At 70.0% G+C, this 17267-nt stretch carries 15 protein-coding genes; all 15 read left to right on the top strand.

What is annotated here, in order from left to right:
• The first annotated feature begins 1 nt into the window (after window position 1).
• The 15 genes from AC5WAM_RS27060 (at window position 2) to AC5WAM_RS26990 (ending at window position 17260) form a co-directional block, all read left to right on the top strand.
• Complete coding sequence (locus AC5WAM_RS27060; protein WP_495519074.1) at window positions 2–1627, top strand: phage portal protein; 1626 nt, start codon at window positions 2–4, stop codon at window positions 1625–1627.
• Window positions 1624–2709 (top strand): head maturation protease, ClpP-related, encoded by a 1086-nt coding sequence (locus AC5WAM_RS27055; RefSeq protein ID WP_495519073.1) that lies wholly within the window; start codon window positions 1624–1626, stop codon window positions 2707–2709. Before AC5WAM_RS27060 ends, AC5WAM_RS27055 begins: the two co-directional genes overlap by 4 nt.
• A 10-nt stretch (window positions 2710–2719) precedes the next feature.
• Window positions 2720–4099 (top strand): phage major capsid protein, encoded by a 1380-nt coding sequence (locus AC5WAM_RS27050; RefSeq protein ID WP_495519072.1) that lies wholly within the window; start codon window positions 2720–2722, stop codon window positions 4097–4099.
• A 93-nt stretch (window positions 4100–4192) separates the two neighbouring features.
• A complete protein-coding gene (locus AC5WAM_RS27045; RefSeq protein WP_495519071.1) occupies window positions 4193–4630 on the top strand; it encodes a hypothetical protein in 438 nt (145 codons plus the stop codon).
• Window positions 4631–4633: 3 nt separating this feature from the next.
• Complete coding sequence (locus tag AC5WAM_RS27040; RefSeq protein ID WP_495519070.1) at window positions 4634–5104, top strand: hypothetical protein; 471 nt, start codon at window positions 4634–4636, stop codon at window positions 5102–5104.
• A 434-nt stretch (window positions 5105–5538) separates the two neighbouring features.
• A complete protein-coding gene (locus AC5WAM_RS27035) occupies window positions 5539–6603 on the top strand; it encodes a hypothetical protein (protein WP_495519069.1) in 1065 nt (354 codons plus the stop codon).
• A complete protein-coding gene (locus AC5WAM_RS27030; protein WP_495519068.1) occupies window positions 6600–6980 on the top strand; it encodes a hypothetical protein in 381 nt (126 codons plus the stop codon). Before AC5WAM_RS27035 ends, AC5WAM_RS27030 begins: the two co-directional genes overlap by 4 nt.
• Before the next feature lie 3 nt (window positions 6981–6983).
• On the top strand, window positions 6984–7442 hold the full coding sequence (locus AC5WAM_RS27025; protein ID WP_495519067.1) for a hypothetical protein: 459 nt from the start codon (window positions 6984–6986) through the stop codon (window positions 7440–7442).
• Window positions 7443–8186 carry a hypothetical protein gene (locus AC5WAM_RS27020; RefSeq protein WP_495519066.1) on the top strand — a complete coding sequence of 248 codons (744 nt, stop codon included), beginning with the start codon at window positions 7443–7445 and terminating at the stop codon, window positions 8184–8186. It begins immediately after the preceding gene.
• An 11-nt stretch (window positions 8187–8197) separates the two neighbouring features.
• Window positions 8198–8632 (top strand): hypothetical protein, encoded by a 435-nt coding sequence (locus tag AC5WAM_RS27015; protein ID WP_495519065.1) that lies wholly within the window; start codon window positions 8198–8200, stop codon window positions 8630–8632.
• Window positions 8633–8635: 3 nt separating this feature from the next.
• Window positions 8636–9043, top strand: coding sequence for a hypothetical protein (locus AC5WAM_RS27010; protein ID WP_495519064.1), 408 nt, complete (start codon window positions 8636–8638; stop codon window positions 9041–9043).
• 12 nt (window positions 9044–9055) lie between these two features.
• Window positions 9056–9472 carry a hypothetical protein gene (locus AC5WAM_RS27005; protein ID WP_495519063.1) on the top strand — a complete coding sequence of 139 codons (417 nt, stop codon included), beginning with the start codon at window positions 9056–9058 and terminating at the stop codon, window positions 9470–9472.
• A 123-nt stretch (window positions 9473–9595) separates the two neighbouring features.
• Complete coding sequence (locus tag AC5WAM_RS27000) at window positions 9596–13885, top strand: phage tail protein (RefSeq protein WP_495519062.1); 4290 nt, start codon at window positions 9596–9598, stop codon at window positions 13883–13885.
• A gap of 9 nt (window positions 13886–13894) precedes the next feature.
• The gene (locus AC5WAM_RS26995) at window positions 13895–14404 is read left to right on the top strand and encodes a hypothetical protein (protein WP_495519061.1); all 510 of its coding nucleotides are present in this window, start codon (window positions 13895–13897) and stop codon (window positions 14402–14404) included.
• A gap of 117 nt (window positions 14405–14521) precedes the next feature.
• The gene (locus AC5WAM_RS26990; protein WP_495519060.1) at window positions 14522–17260 is read left to right on the top strand and encodes a hypothetical protein; all 2739 of its coding nucleotides are present in this window, start codon (window positions 14522–14524) and stop codon (window positions 17258–17260) included.
• The last annotated feature ends 7 nt before the right edge of the window (window positions 17261–17267 follow it).

Genomic DNA, 17267 nt, shown 5'->3' with positions numbered 1-17267 from the left:
GGTGGCCAGAACCCTCCTCGGCGCCCTCCTCAACCGCACCGCCGCGGACCTCCCCGTCCCCCTCGTCGGCCGCTCCGCCACGTACGGCGCCTTCATGCAGCGCCGCGACGCCGAGAGCCAGATGCGCTCCATGTCTGCGGTCGGCACGCTCTTCGCGATCGTCGACCGGACCAGCAACGCGACGGCCCTCGTCGATTGGAAGCTCTACCGCAAGGCCAAGTCCGGCCGCACCGAGGACCGCGACGAGGTCACCTCCCACGCCGCACTGGACCTGTGGAACAAGCCCAACGCCTTCATGCCGCGGCAGGAGTTCGTCGAGTCGTTCCAGCAGCACTTCGACCTCACCGGCGAGGCCTGGTGGGTCATCGCCCGGGCGCCGGGCATCAGACTCCCGCTGGAGATGTGGCCCGTCCGGCCCGACCGCATCGTCCCGGTCCCGGACCGCGACCGCTTCCTGAAGCGCTACGTGTACACGTCGCCCGACGGCGAGCAGATACCCCTGGAGCTCGACGAGGTCATCCAGCTCCGCAGGCCGAACCCCCTCGACCCGTACCGCGGACTCTCCCCGGTGCTGTCGATCCTGCCCGACCTCGACACCAGCCGATACGCGGCGGAGTGGTCGCGGGCCTTCTTCGTCAACAGCGCGCAGCCGGGCGGGATCATCGAGGTCCCGCAGGCCCTGAGCGACACCGAGTTCGACGATCTTCGCACCCGGTGGAACGAGCAGCACCGCGGCGTCGGCAACGCCCACCGCGTGGCGATCCTGGAGCACGGCAAGTGGGTCGACCGCACCATCAGCCAACGGGACATGCAGTTCGTCGAGCTCCGTGGCGCCACCGCCGACCGGGTCCGCGAGGCGTACGGGATCTCGAAGACCGCGATCGGGGACTTCGAGGACATCAACCGAGCCTCCGCACTGGCGGCGAAGGCGTGGTTCGCCGAGCAGATGACGATCCCTCGCCTGGAGCGGATCAAGGCCGCGCTCAACCACGAGCTGCTGCCGATGTTCGGCCGGACCGCCGAGGGCCTGGAGTTCGACTACGAGAACCCCGTCCCGCCGGACGCCGAGACCGAGGCGACCACGCTCACCGCGAAGGTCGGCGCCGCCGCGGCGCTGATCGAAGCGGGCGCGTACGGCCCGGCGGTCCTCGAAGCGTTCGACCTGCCGGAGATCCAGTTCGGCGCCCCGGGCGCGGACCCCGACCGGGAGCTCCTCATCAAGCTCGTCACCCGGGCCCCGCTGCTCGCGCCGACGATCCTGCCGATGCTCGGCTTCGACATTCCGGAGAAGCCCGCCCCGGAGGGGCCCGTGCCGCCCGGCCCGGCGCCGCAGGAGGGCGTGCCGGTGGAGGAGCCGACGGACGCGTGGCAGACCGCGGTCGCCGGGCTCGTCGGCGGCGCGGGCGGGGACGTCGAGGCCGCGATGCGGTGGGAGGCCGTCGCGGTCATCGACGACGACACCTGCCAGCCCTGCGCGGACAACGACGGCACCGTCTACCGCAACCGCGCGCAGGCCTACCGGGACTACCCGGGCGGCCAGGGCTACGTGAAGTGCGTGGGCGCGGAGTACGGCAACGAGTGCCGCTGCAAGGTCGTCAAGCGGAAGAAGACGAGGGACGACGAATGATCACTCTGCCCGCCAACGTCGCCCGCTTCGTCGCCCGCCAGCGTGAGCAGACGGAGAAGCAGCGCGCGCAGCTCGGCATCGAGGCCCGGTCCTGGTACCGCATCACCAACGCCGCGGACCCGGACGAGGCCGAGGTGATGCTGTACGACGAGATCGGCGGCTTCTGGGGAGCGACGGCCGACGACTTCATCGCCGACCTGAAGCAGATCACCGCCCCTCGCATGCGGGTCCGGGTGAACTCGCCGGGCGGCTCCGTCTTCGAAGGCGTAGCCATCGCCAACGCGATCCGCTCTCACCCCGCGAACGTCACGATCCAGGTCGACGGCATCGCCGCGAGCATCGCGTCCGTCATCGCGATGGCCGGGGACCGCGTCGTCATGGCCCCGCAGACGATGGTCATGATCCACGATGCGAGTGGCGTGTGCCTCGGCAACGCCAGCGACATGGAGGAGATGGCCGAGCTCCTCGACCTGATGTCGGACAACATCGCCGACGCGTACGCCGCGAAGGCGGGCGGCACCCGCGAGCAGTGGCGCGAGCGGATGCGCGCCGAGACCTGGTACCTGCCCGAGGACGCGATCGACGCAGGTCTGGCGGACGAGGTCCTGCCCCTGCCGAAGAAGCCCGGCGCCGACGAGCCGGAGCCCGAAGAGCCTGGCGCCGAGCCGGAGATGCAGCGCCGCTACGACCTGACCGCGTACGGCTACACGGGCCCCCAGCGGCCGGAGACGCCGACGCCCGCCTCGCCGCGCGCACAGGCAGTGCCCGACGACCCTTCGCCGCAGCTCGTGGTCAGCCTCGCTGACCTCCTCGGCGAGGAGGCGGTGGCCAAGCTCCGGGCCGCCGTGACGGCGCCGGCCGATCCCACAGCATCGGTCGGCGCCGAGCCCTCCGGCGAGGTGCCCGGGGAGGCCCCGCCCGAGACGGCGGTGGCCGCCCCGGCACCCGTCCCCGCTCCCGCGGAGCCAGCTGACGACTGGGCGGACATGGTCGCCCACCTCACCGACGACGCGGACGACTGGTCGGCGCTCGTCTCGAATCTGACCAAGCCTGAAGCGTCGCCCGCGGCGGCGGAAGCCTGAAGGAGGCACAGTGGCCACACCGACCAAGACGCCCGTCCCGCGCAACGCTGAAGAGCTCGCGGAGATCCTCGCCGATCCGAGCAGGGTCAAGGAGATCGCAGCGTCGCGGGACTCCCTTACGGAGTTCATCACCGCGTACGGCGAGCAGCAGCAGGGCGACAACACCGAGCTGAAGCGCCTCGTCGACGAGGAGGTGCAGCGCGTCACCGCCGAGATGCTCCGCGAGAGCGGAGGCAAGGGCGACAAGGGCGAGGTCAAGCGCCTCAACCTCGATCCGCAGGCCAAGCGCGGCAACGGGAACATGCTCACGAGCCACCGACAGGGCACCGCCCACAACCCGGAGGCCCCCGGCGCCGTCCTCGACTCGACGTTCGTCAACAACATCGACTACGTCCGCACCATCTGGCACAAGAGCCCGGAAGCCTCCGTCGCGGAGAAGCTGACGGTGCTGCGCAACGCGGCTGGCAGCGTTTCCCCGTCCGACGGCGGGTTCCTCGTACCGGAGGCGCTGCGGTCGCAACTGCTCCAGATCGCGCTGGAGATGTCCGTCGTCCGGCCGCTCGCCACCGTCGTCCCCATGGACAGTGCCCGCGTCCCCTTCCCGATGATCGACAGCACGTCGAACCAGTCGTCGGTGTTCGGCGGCATGGTCGCCTACTGGGGTGAGGAGGGCGCAGCGCTCGTCGACTCCAACCCGAAGTTCGGCCGGGCCGAGCTCGACGCGAAGAAGCTCACGGGCCTCTCCGCCGTGCCGAACGAACTGCTCCAGGACTCCATCGTGTCCTTCAGTGCTCTGATCGAGTCGCTGTGGCCGAAGGCCCTGGCGTTCGAGGAGGACGCCAAGTTCATGGCCGGGTCGGGCGTGGGCGAGCCCCTGGGGTTCATGGGCTCGGGCAACACCGCCTCGATCGCCGTGGCTGCCGAGTCCGGGCAGGCGGCGGACACGATCGTCTACGAGAACATCGTCAAGATGTACGCGCGGATGCTGCCGTCGTCGCTGCCCAGCGCGGTGTGGATCTGCTCCCCGGACGCGATTCCCGAGCTCCTCACGATGGCCCTGTCGGTCGGCACCGGCGGCAACGCGGTATTCGTCGTCAACGCGACCGGCCCCGCCCCGATGTCCATCTTCGGACGTCCCCTGATCATCTCGGAGAAGGCCGGTGCGCTCGGCGACCGCGGCGACATCAGCTTCGTCGACCTGTCGTACTACCTCGTCGGCGACCGCCAGACCATGACCGCCGACTCGTCCACCGACTTCAACTTCGGCTCCGACAAGACCACGTTCAGGATCATTCAGCGCGTCGACGGCCGCCCGTGGCTGAAGTCCGCGATCACCCCCAAGAACGGCGGTAACACGCTCAGCCCGTTCGTCGAGCTGGCAGCCCGCTAAGCCCCGGCTGCCGCTGGCATTCACACCCCGGCGGCGGCTTCCATCCGGGTCGGCAGTGTCGCCCCGACAGGACACCCAAGACAGGAGGCCCTCATGGGCCAGAAGGCACTCGGGCGGCTGGCCAACACCACGCCCGCAGCGGACGGCGTGTGGATCAACCTGCGTGAAGCGTCCGGGATCATGTTCATCTGCTACCTCGGTGGCGCTGCGGGCGACACGTACACCCTCCAGGAGGCGAAGGACGCCTCCGGCACCGGCGCGCAGAACCTCGCGGTGATCACTGAGTACCACACGAACACCGGCAACGGCACGGACGCCTGGACTCGGCGCACGCAGGCCGCAGCGGCGACCGTCGTCACCGCAGCAGCTGCGACGCAGAACGCCATGGTCGTCGAGGTCGAGGGCACCAGCCTCAGCGACACGTACAAGTACGTGAAGCTGACCTCCACCGGCGCGGGCACGGTCAACGCGGTCACCCGGGACCTGATGACCCAGCGCACCCCGGCGAACTTCCCGGCGATGGGGGTCTGAGCGATGACGACTCTCATCCAGGGCGACCAGCTGCGCTCGCTGCTGTGCGGCGTGAAGGTCCAGCGGGCCACGGCGGCGCTGCCGCAGACCACCACGTCCACGCTGTTCACGATCTCCGGCGGCAAGGTCCTCATCACGTCGCTGATCGGCGAGGTGACCACGGTCATCCAGACCCAGGCCGACAACACGAAGCTGACCTTCGACCCGACCGACGCGGGCGCCACGCAGGACCTGTGTGCGGTCCTGGACATCACGGCGGACGCGGTCGGGACGATGTACTCGATCACCGGGACCCCGGCGACTGCGATGCAGGACGCGCTGAACTTCCTGCCGTCGAACAAGGTCCCGGCGCAGCCGATCGTGCTGAAGCCCGGGTCGATCCTGCTGGACTGCGCGGCCTCGAACACCGGCAGCGTGAAGTGGGACCTCACCTATATCCCGCTCGACAACGGCGCGTCCGTGGCGGCGGCCTGACATGGCGCTGTGGCGATGCCGGGAGTGCACGGCCCTGTATGCGGTGGGACTCCCGGCATGCCCCAACTGCCGCTCGACGGACCACGAAGAGGACGGAGCCATGGCGAAGATCCGCGTGCACGGCGGGGCCACGAACGCCGCCGCCGAACCCGATGCCGAGCCGGTCGACGAGACCGCCGAGCAGGGAGGTGAGGAGTCATCTCCTGGGAGCAGCTCCTCAGCATCGTCCGAGAAGGACGAGACCTCGCCCGAGCAGAGCGAGACGCCCCGCCCGTCGCGTGCCCGCACGACGGCGAGCCGCTCAAGGAAGGCCCGGACGGAGAGCCCTTCTGCGAGTGGGACGGATGGCGGCCCGGAGGCCGATACGTCGGCGCCGGACTCCGCTGACGCCTAGCCCCTGACCAGCAACGACACGACGAGAGGAGGTGACAGAGATGGGTGTTTGGTACGCGACGCGTGAGGACGTGATGCGCGCCCTCGACTCCAAGCTGACCGCCAGGAACAGCGCGCAGATCGACCGGGCGCTGGAGTCCGCATCGCGCGACGTCGAGGCGCTGTGCCACCGCCGCTTCGCCCCGGAGCTGGGCACCCGGTACTTCGACTGGCCGAACGCCCAGGGTGCGCGCCCGTGGCGGCTGTGGCTGGACGACTCCGAGCTCATCTCCGTCATCGCCCTCTCCTCCGGCGGCACGGTCATCCCCGGCACGGACTACTTCCTGGAGCCCAACCGGACGGGGCCGCCGTACGGCCGCCTGGAGCTCGACCTCGACAGCGACGCTGCCTACGGCGGCGGGAACACCCACCAGCGCGACATCAGCATCAGCGGCCTGTGGGGGTACCGAGACGACGAGACCGCGGCCGGCACTCTCACTGCCGCCGTCTCGTCGACCAACGCCACCACGATCAGCGTGGACGGGGCCGCGGCTGCCCGGCTCGGGGTGGGCTCGGTGCTGCGGATCGACTCCGAGCGGCTGCTTGTCACCGGCCGGGCGATGGCCGACAGCGGGCAGAACCTCGGCGGGGCGGGCCTGACGGCGCAGGCCAACGGCGTCACGCTGGCTGTCAGCGACGGCACGGCGTACGCCGTCGACGAGGTGCTGCTCGTCGAGTCGGAGCGGATGCTCATCGTCGACATCGCGGGCAACACCCTGACCGTGCGCCGGGCCTGGGACGGTAGCGTCCTGGCCGCGCACGCTGCTGGTGTCGACATCTACGCCTCGCGGACGCTGGCCGTCACGCGCGGCGCGCTCGGCACGACCGCGGCCACGCACTCCCTGAGCGCGGCCGTGCAGCGGTGGGATCCGCCGGGCCCGGTCCGGGACCTGACGATCGCCGAGGCGGTCACGCAGGTCACCAACGAGTCGGCCGGGTACGCGCGGACGCGGAAGTCGGGCGAGGGCGGCACCAGCGAGCGCTCGATGGACGCCACGGCGCTCTCGGGCCTGCGCCAGCGCGTGTACGACTCGCACGGCCGGAAGGGCCGGGTGAGAGCGGTATGAGCATCAGCTTCGAGGGGCCGCTGTTCGACGGGCGGGCTGAGCGGGCCATACAGGACGCCTGCGACGACGCCCGCGAGGACATCGCCGAGTTCGCCGAGACGTACGCGCTCACGCTGATGGGCGGCGCATTCCGGCACCCCACGGGCTACTACGAGTCCCGGGTGACCACGACGCGCGTCACGGCGGACACGTCGCTGGTGCACGACCAAGGCGTGGTGTACGGGCCGTGGCTGGAGGGCGTGGGGAGCCGCAACTCGCCGGTGACGCGCTTCCCCGGCTACAGGCACTGGCGCCGCACCAAGGGCCTTGTGGCCGCGCGCGGCCCGCAGATCGCCGAGCGTGCCGTGCAGCGCCGCCTGCCTGAGATGGGGGGCTGACCTGTGGCCCTCGACATCATCGGTCTCCTCGACGCGGTCGTCTCACACGCGCTGGCCTCGGGGCACTTCGAGATGGTCAACCAGCACGAGCCGAAGAGCGCTCCGGCGACGGGCGGTCTGGCCGCAGCTGTCTGGGTGGACGACACGATGGCGATCCGCAGCTCCGGTCTCGACTCGGTGTCCACGCTGCTCGTCTTCAACGTGCGCGTGTACACCTCAGCGCAGCAGGAGCCAGCGGACGCCATCGACCCGGCCGTCGTCACGGCCGTCGACGCCCTGTGCCGCGCCTACGCAGGGGACTTCACCCTCGGCGGTCTGCTCCGGCACGTCGACCTGCTCGGCGTTCACGGGCAGCCGCTGCGGGCCCGCGCTGGCTACCTCGCCCAGGACGGCGTCCAGTTCCGCGTCATGACCATCTGGCTGCCCTGCGTGGTCAACGATCTTTGGGAAGAGGTGGCATAGGTGGCCAAGCAGTCGGGACTCGGTGACAACTTCTACGTGCACGGCTACGACGTCTCCGGCGACATCGGCAGCGTCACCGTCTCCGGTGGCCCCGCGCCGATCGAGGTCACGGGCATCGACAAGAGCGCGCCCGAGCGGATCGGGGGCCTGCGCACCGGAACCATGGGCTGGCAGGCGTTTTTCAACCCGAGCACGGACCGCGCGCACGATCGGCTGTCCACGCTGCCGACCACCGACGTGATCACCACGTACTTCCGTGGCACGACGCTGGGCAATCCGGCCGCGGCGATGGTCGCCAAGCAGATCAACTACGACGGGAACCGGGGCGACAGCGGCGAGTTCACCTTCCAGGTCGAGGCGCAGTGCAACGCGTTCGGCGTGGAGTGGGGCCGCTCCCTGACCGCGGGGGTCCGCACCGACACCGCCGCGACGAACGGCAGCAGCATCGACACCGGGGCCTCGGCCGCCTTCGGCGCGCAGGCCTACCTCCAGGCGATGGCGATGACGGGCACCGACGTGACCGTGAAGATCCAGGACTCGGCGGACAACGTCAGCTTCGCCGACGTCGCCGGACTGTCTTTCACCCAGCTCACCGCCGGGCACACCGCCGAGCGCATCGCCATTTCGAACGTGTCCACGGTCCGCCGCTACCTGCGCGCGGTCACCGTCACGACCGGAGGGTTCAGCTCGCTGGCCTTCGCCGTCGTGGTCGTCAAGAACGAGATCGCAGGGGTGGTCTTCTGATGCTGCACGTCGTGAACCGTATCGAGCCGAAGATGCCGCCCGAGGCCTACCGCACGTTCGCGATCCTCGCGCCCGTCTCCTCGCACTGGCGCAAGGCCACGTGTGCGGAAGTCGACTGCGCCGATCACCGCCTGGGCTGGCGTGTGCGCGTCGAGGGCCTGGACGAGCAGCTGCTCCACGCCGCCCGTACCTCCGGCCGCCGCTACCACGAGCTGCGTGTCGCCGAGGGCGAGACGTGGCTCGTGTTCGAGGCCGGGCAGGCCTGCTTCCGCGCCGGGCAGCACCGCACGCGCCTGGACCGGCCGGAGCTGTACGTGGTCCGTGACGGCGACTGGCGGGGCAATCCCCGCGGCACCCCGGCCCGGCAGCACGCGCGCCCGGAGCACTGGGTGGAGAACTTCGCGGAGCACCAGCAGGGGCTCGCAGACGCACACCGGAAGGGATGAACCATGGCCAAGGAGAGCGGGCTCGGCTGGACGACGGCATCGGTGGACGATGCATCGGGCACGGCGAGGGCGATCAAGAACGACATCACCAACCTCCAGCTCGCCACCCCGCGCGGCGTGCAGGACATCACCGGCATCGACCGCTCGGCGTACGAGCGGCTGCTGCTGCTCGCGGACATGTCGGTGACGCTGAACGGGGTCTTCAACGACGCGGCGAACCAGTCCCACGACGTCTTCAAGACGGTCACCAGCACCTCCGTGGCTCGCACGACGACGCTCACCGTGTCCGGGCAGACCCTGGCGGGCGAGCTGCTGTACACCGACTACCCGCTGACCAGGGCCGACTCCGGCGAGCTGACGTGGGCGGTGCCCGGCGTCCTGGCCGACGGCACCGTCCCGACCTGGGCGTAAGGGGCAACCGCGATGGGATATCGCCCGAAGCAGAAGATCTACACCCTGGAGTTCGAGGGCGAGGAGTACGCGGGCCTTGAGGTCCGCATCCGCGGTCTGAACACCGGCCAGATGATCGACCTCGACACGGCGCGAGCCGATGGGAGCGAGGAGGCCATCCGCTCGATGCTTGAGCTGATGGCCGACCGGCTCGTGGAGTGGAACGTCGAGGACCCCGAGACCGGCGTGCCCGTCGCGACGACGTTCGAGGGGATCTGCGGCCTGGACCTCGACTTCAACTTGGCGATCGTCGACGCCTGGCAGAACGCCGTCGCTGGGGTCCCGGCCCCTTTGGACAAGCCCTCGACCGATGGCGAGCCATCCCTGGTGGTCTCGATTCCGACGGAAACCCTGTCACTGCCCCCGGAGAGTACCGCCGTGCCCGCCTGATCCTCGGGCTCCTCGCACGCTTCCCCGGCTACACCCTGTCCACCCTGCTCGCAGAGGACCCCGAACTCCTGCGGCTCCTAGAGATCGAACGACGCGGCACCCCGCAGGAGGAGGTGGTTGGCGGTGGGGAATGACATCGAGATCCGTGTCCGTGTCGCCAACCAGACGCGGTCCGGTGTCACCGCCGTCCGCCAGACCATCGTCAACGGGCTGCGCGGCGCCGCCACTTCCATCCCGGTCACGGTCGATGACCGAACCGATGTGGGCATCGCCCGCGTACGGGCAGCGCTCAGGGCGCTGCGCTCTGAGCCGCCTGTACGGCTTTCGATCACCACGACGGGTGACACCGGCCAGATCGCTGCCGCTGGCCAGGCCATGCGGGACCTACGCTCCGGCGCCCGGGACACCGGGCAGGCCATCGATCGGTTGGCGCTCCGGTGCCTCGCCGCGGCCACCGCCCTGAACCGCCTCCAGCAGGAGGCCCAAGACGCCTCTCGCGCGCTGCGCACGCTGCGAGGGCGGGCAGCAGCGGCGGCTGCCTCCATGGATGACCTCCACGGGCGCACGGCAGCGGCTGGCGGCGCGCTGCGCACGTTCAACACCCGTGCGCAGACCGCCACGACGCGGCTCGGGGACCTCGGCGACCGCTCGCGCACGTTGCGGTCCGATACGGATGATCTCGACGCGAGCATGCGGCGCCTGACGGGCACGCTCGGCGGACTGCGGGGGAACCTCGGCACCATCCGCACGTCCAGCGGCGGCGCCGACAGCGGCATGAACGGGCTGCGGAAGGCCGCGCTGCTGCTGTCTCCTGCGCTGATACCGATCGCTGCTGCGGCGGCGCCCATCGCGGGGAACTTGGCGGCCGCGGGCGTGGCGGTGGCGGCGTTCGGGCTCGCGGTCGGCGGCCAGGTCATGGCGATGATGAAGGCAGGGGAGGCGGAGAAGAAGTACCGCGATGCCGTCGCGGAGCACGGGAAGGCCTCCGAGCAGGCAGCGAAGGCCGAGGCCGCGTACCTGCGGTCGGTGAAGGACATGGATCCGGCGACGCGGCGGGCGGCGGCCGCGCTGAGCGTGTTCAAGGACCAGTACAAGTCGTGGTCCAACTCGCTGGCCGGGGACTCCATGCCGGTGGTCACGAAGGGTTTCGCGACGTTCGGGGGGCTGCTGCCCCGGTTGACGCCGCTGGTGCGGTCGACGAGCAGCGAGCTCGACCGGCTGATGACCGTGCTCGCGGGCGGCGTCAACTCCAGCGGGTTCGACCGGCTGATGGACACGTTCGCGCAGTTCGCAGGCGGGGTGTTGTCCCGGGCCACGGACGGCCTGGTGCACTTCATGCGGGTGATGTCCGGCGGCGCGGGCAGCTCGCAGCTCGGCGAGTTCATGTCGTACGTCCGCGAGGTCGGCCCGCAGGTCGCCGAGACCCTCGGCAACCTCAGCCGCGCGCTCGTGCACGTCGTCGCGGCAGCATCGGACGTCGGCGTCGGCATCCTGAGCTTCGTCAACGCCTTCGCGCAGCTCGTCAACGCGATCCCCACCGACGTCCTCTCGACGCTGCTCCAGTTCGTCGTCGTGTTCAAGGCCGTCCGAATCGCTGCCATGGGGCTGGGCGGTGCGGCAGGCGGGATCGCGGCGTTCGGCGGGTCCCTGGCTGCGATGCGGGCTGCTGCGGCGGGCGCCGGCGGGGGCCTGGCCGGGCTGGCGGCGGCGTTCGGGACGCTGTCGCGGGCGGCGAAGGCCAGCGTGATCGCGGCCGGGATCGGGTTGCTCGTCGTGGCGGTCTCGAAGCTCGGCTCCCTGGGCAGGGAGGCGCCTCCGAATGTCGACCGGCTGACGACGTCGCTGGGCAGGCTGAGCACGTCGGGGAAGGCCGGGGGCGAGGCCGCGCGGCTGTTCGGCAAGGACTTGGGCGGGTTGTACGACAAGATCCGGTCGGTGTCTGACCCGTCGACCGTCGACAAGGTCCAGCAGGGGCTGGTCAAGATCTTCTCTCTGGGGACTTCTGACAGCACCCCGGTGAAGGAGGCCACGGAGAACCTCAACGCGATCGACGACGCGCTCGCGAACTTGGTGAAGGGCGGCAAGGCCGAGCAGGCGGCCCAGGCGTTCGAGGCGTTGAAGAGGGCGTATCGCGAGGGTGGCGGTGACGTCGGCGACCTGAAGGGGAAGCTGGACGACTACAAGAGCGCGCTGGCAGATCAGGCGTTCGAGGCGCAGCTGGCGGCTCAGTCGATGGGTCTGTTCGGCGCGCAGGCGATCTCGGTGCAGGAGAAGCTCAACGCGCAGAAGCAGAGCGCTGATGGGCTGCGGCAGAGCATCGAGGCCCTCAACGACGTTCACCGTGCGGCGCTCGGCGGGATGATCGGTTTCGAGGCGAGCATCGACGCGGCGGCGAAGGCAGCGCAGGAGAACGCGGGCAGCCTGCGCATGGTCAACGGGCAGTTGGACGTCAACTCTCCGAAAGCTCAGGCAGCAGCGACGGCGCTCAGCGACCTGGCGACGAAGACCAAGGATGCCGCTGCCAGTGCCCGTGAGTCGGGCAGCAGTTGGGAGCAGGTCAACGGGATCTACGCGCGCGGGCGGCGCGAGTTCATCCGGCACGCGCAGGCGATGGGGCTGTCGGCGTCGGAGGCGAAGCAGCTCGCGAGTCAGATCATGCGGATCCCGAACACCAAGAAGACGAAGATCCGGATGGAGCGCGAGGACGCGATCGCGGGTCTGAACGCGGTGATCCGCAAGATCAAGTCGACTCCGGGCTCGAAGTCCGTCACGGTCAAGGCCCTGTCCGGCTCCGCGATCAAGGCTCTGGAGGCAGTCGGGTTCAAGGTCAAGCGGCTGCCTGATGGGCGCTTGTCTGTGACGGCGCGTACGGGTTCGGCGTTGGCCAACATCCGAGCTGTGCAGGGTGCCAGGGACAGGTTGTCCTCGAAGTCGATCACGATCACGACGCGGCGGCTGACGATCTCCGAGCACGTGCGCCGTGAGATCCGTACGACGGCGGACGCGGTGAAGCGGCAGGCCGACTCCTTCCGGGCCCAAGGCGGGCCCGTGCGTCGCCTCGCAGCGGGCGGAGATGTGCAGCACTTCCCGAACGGAGGGCCGGTGCGAGGGCCCGGCACTCCAACCTCGGACTCGATCTTCGCCACGTTCGCATCAGGTGCGAGCGCCGCGGTGTCTGCCACCGAGTTCGTCATGCAGTCCAAAGCAGTGCAGAAGTACGGCATCCCCTTCATGGAGGCCTTGAACGAAGGCCGGTTGAAGATCGCGGGTCTGAAGCGGGGCGGCCTGACGAAAGCGCAGCGGGCCGAGCGGGCGCGCGAGGCGGCACGGGTGCAGCGCGAGGCCCGCAATCAGCTCTGGGATCAGTTCGGCATCAGCCACTTCGGGCGGCGCGCGGGGTATCAGCGCGACCCGTTCGAGAAGGCCCTCGGCGCGCCCTCGGACCTGGGGTCGCTGGTCTCGGCGCTGAACGCCGCGCGCGGGAACATCAAGAGGGCGACGACCGGGGGCACGGAGCGGCGCCTGCTGCGGGCTCTGGACTCGGCGGCTAAGGGGCTGATCCGACACGAGAAGGCCTTGGCCAAGGTGAACGGGGCGCTCGACAAGGCGAAGGACAAGCTCAGCGACCTGCGGTCCAGTGCCTCGCAGCTGCGGGAGTCGGTGCGGTCCGGGGTGCTGTCGTCGGCGGGCATCGTCCGCGGTGGTGGGCAGGACGGCGCGCCGGTCACGACGGCGTCGATCATGGGTGGGCTCGTCGCGTCGCGGGACAAGGCGACTGCCTTCGCCGGGGCCCTGTCGGCCCTGAAGAAGCGCGGCCTGGACAAGGGGCTGTTGCGGCAGATCGCTGAGGCCGGGATCGAGGGCGGCGGCCTGGACACGGCCGGGGCGCTGCTGCGGGCGTCGCCCTCGGAGATCAAGTCCATGAACGCCTTGCAAGCTCAGATCGCGAAGGCGGCGCTCGCCTCCGGGAAGACCGCGGCGGGCGCGTTCTACGGCGCGGCGATCAAGGCTCAGGAACGGCTGGTCAAGGGCCTCCAGAAGCAGCAGGACAAGCTGGAGAAGGCCATGGCCCGTCTCGCGAAGGCCCTGGAGAAGAGCATCGCGCGCGGGCTGCGGGGCCGGAAAGCCAGCGGCGGGATCGTCGGCGCGGCCGCGTCGGGCGGTGTGCGTGGCGGCCTGACGTGGGTGGGTGAGCAGGGGCCCGAGCTTCTCGACCTGCCGGTGGGGTCCCACGTCCGCTCGAATCCGGACTCCCGTCGCATGGCTGCCTCCTCGGCCCCGTTGAGCAGCCAGCCACTCGTGATCAACCTCAGCATCGCTGGCCGGGACTTCGGCCAGTTGTGGATCGACACCGGGCTCCGCGAGGTACGTACGCGCGGCGGCCTGAAGGCAGCCTTCGCAACCACGTTCTAGGGAGTCGAATTGCCGTACAAGGTATGGAACGGGCCAGCACCGACGACAGCTGCCCAGCAGCAGGTGACCACCGGCACCGCGATCAAGACGATGCTCCAGGTGGCGACACCCAGCACCAGGCAGATCCAGCTTCTCAGCTGGGGCTTCAGTATCGACGACACCTCCGGCGCGGACGGCGTGGTCGAGCTCATCCAGACAGACGTGGCCGCTACCGTCACCGCCCATGTCACCTCGGGCATCCAGCCTCTGGACCCGAACGGCACTGCGTCGCTGTGCGTGGGTGGTACGGCTCTCACCGGGTACACCGCGACGGCCGAGGGCACGACGACGGCGTCCCGCACCTTCGACGTGGTCTCCCTGAGTTCGACGACCTCGGAGTCGCCGTACACGTACGCCTACCAGTGGATGCCGGACGAGCGTCCGATCATGGCCGCCAGCAGGTTCCTTCGCGTGCGCGCGACGACCCCGACGACAGCGGTGGATATGCGCTGCTGGGTCGTCTACACCGAGGTGGGCTGACCAGTGCCGGGAGGTGTCGCAGCACGGGTGATGGGCTGGCAGCGCCGTATGGCGAACCTGCCTGGTCCTTCGCGTCCGTCTGGGGAGGCCTCCAACGGCGAACCGGTAACGGTCGAGGTGTGGATCGACGGCGAGTGGGTCGACATCACCGCGTACACGATGGTCCGGGACGACAGCGGGGGCATCCGGATCACGCGCGGGATCCGGGATGAGGGCTCGCAGACCGAGCACGGCACCGCCGCGTTGCAGCTGCGCAACACCGACGGCCGGTTCAGCCCTCGGAACCCGAGCGGGCCGTACTACGGGCTGCTCGGCCGCAACCAGCCGATCCGGATCAGCGTGCCGGACGGGCTCGGCGGTAAGAGCTACCGGCTCTGGGGGGAGGTCGCCAATTGGGCGCAGGGCTGGGACACGACCGGCAACGACGTGTGGACGGACGTCGAGGTGAGCGGCATCATCCGGCGCCTGGCGCAGGGTCCGGCGCCGGAGCGGTCGGTGATCTACACCGCGGTCACGGACCCGCTGAGCTCCAGCGTGGTGGCGTACTGGCCGTGCGAGGACCCGGCGGAGTCGACGCAGCTCGCGTCGGCGCTCGTCTCGGGTTCGCCGATGCGGTGGACAGGGACGCCGGCGCCCGCAGCGTACGACGGTGTCAAGGCCAGCGATCCGCTGCCGTCCCTGAGCGCGGGCTCGGTGTCGGGTGGCGTGGCCCGCTACGACGAGCCGACGGCCACGCAGGTGCGCTTCCTGGTGGCCATCCCCGCGGGTGGCCTCTCCGACGGCAAGGTCATCTGCACCATCGACCAGCTCAACTACAGCCCCGGGGCGGCGCAGGCGTGGGAGCTGGCATACATCGCGAGCACGCGCAGCGTAGAGCTGACGCAGCTGGACGCGGACGGTCTGGTGCTCGGGGTGTCGCTGCCGCACACGCTCGACGTGCGGGGGCGGCAGCTGTACGTGTCGATCGAGCTGGCGGAGTCGGGTGCGGATGTGCTGCGGGCGCTGCGGCTGACGGACGTGAATAGCTCGGTGACGTACTCGGTCACGGATACGGCGTTCGCGACGCAGGTGTCGCGGGTGACGAAGGTCAGCTTCGGGCTGGCGAGTCGGTGGAACCTCGCGGCGACCGCGACCCTGCCGGGTGTGGCGATCGGGCACGTGACGCTGGAGAACGCGATCACCGCGGCGACCGCGCTCGGCGTGCGCCTCAACCCGATCGGTGAGGCGGCCGGGCGCCGGATCCAGCGGCTGTGCGGCGAGGAGGGCATCCCGGTCGACTGGGTCGGTGATCTCGACGACACGGTGGACATGGGCGCGCAGGGCCGCTCGAACCCGCTGTCGTTGATGCGGGAGTGCGTCGAGGCGGACGGCGGGATGCTCTACGAGTCCCAGGCCGTGCTTGGGCTGGGGTATCGGACGCGGGCGTCGCTGTACAACCAGGACCCGGCTCTCACGCTCGACTACTCGAGCTACCACCTGGCGCAGGTGCCGGTGCCGGTGGAGGACGACCAGCGAACGCAGAACAAGGTCACGGTCACCGTCAACGGCGTGAGCGCCACGTACGAGGAGACCGAGGGAGCCCTGTCGACGGCGCTGCCGCCCGCGGGCGTGGGCGTGTACGGCACGGACGTGACGCTGAACCTGAGCAGCACGGACACGGCGACACTGCGGGACCAGGCGGCGTGGCGAGTGCACCTCGGCACGGTCGACGAGGCCCGACACCCGCAGATCTCCGTGCACTTGGCGCACCCCTCGTTCGTCGCGAACCCCGCGCTGAAGCGGGCCGTGCTCGGCCTGCGGCAGGGCGACCGCGTCCAGATCCAGAACCCGCCGAGCTGGCTGCCGCCGGACACGATCGACCAGCTCATCCTCGGCGTCGAGGAGACCATCAGCCACTTCGAGCACAAGCTGACCCTCACCTGCGCCCCGGCCAGCCCGTACACCGTGGGCTACCTCGACAGCAGCGCATCCCGCATCGACACCGACGGCTCGGAGCTGCTCAGTGCGGTGTCGTCGGGGGCGACGTCGCTGACGGTGGTGCCGTCGGCGGGCGAGGACACGCTGTGGACGACCGATGCGGCCGAGGCGCCGTGGGATATCCGTGTGGGCGGCGAGGTCATGCGGGTGACCGCGGTGAGCAACTGGCTGACGGACACGTTCAACCGCACCGTCGCCTCCGGCTGGGGCAGCGCGGACACCGGGCAGGCGTGGTCAACGGGCGGCGGGACCGCAGCGGACTACGCGGTCGGGAGCAATGTGGGGTCGCACACGTTGGCCTCGGTGAACGCCTCGCGTCGCACCTTCACGGAGGTCGTGTTCACGGACTTCGACTACTACGTCGACGTCGCATCGAGCGCGTTGGCGACAGGCGGCTTCCTGTCCGGCGGGCCGACCGGCCGCTACCTCGACTCGGACAACTTGTACATGGCCCGCATCGAGTTCACCACGTCGAACACTCTGATCTTGACGATCCGGAAGCGGGTCAACGCGACGGAGACCTCGCTCGGCAGCTACACCCTGCCGGACACGTACGTCGCGGGCACGTACTACCGGATCCGTTTCCAGGTCCGTGGCGCCGCGTTGAAGGCGAAAGCGTGGCTCGCGTCGGACCCGGTGGAGATGCCGAACTGGCAGGTCTCCGTGACGGACGGTTCGATCACGACGACTACGTACGTCGGGGTCCGGTCGATCTCGTCGTCCTCGAACACGAACGTGAACCCGGTGATCCGCTACCAGAACTTGCGGGTCGTGAACCCGCAGACGTTCACCGTGACCCGCGCGGTCAACGGGGTCACGAAGTCTCATGCCGCGGGCGCGGATGTGCGCCTGGCCACCCCGACGATCCTCGCCCTGTAAGGAGGCT

It is taken from the genome of Streptomyces sp. JLYT201, from assembly GCF_059448825.1.
The sequence above is the reverse complement of the archived record's forward strand: the minus strand, read 5'-3'. Positions and strand labels throughout refer to the sequence as shown.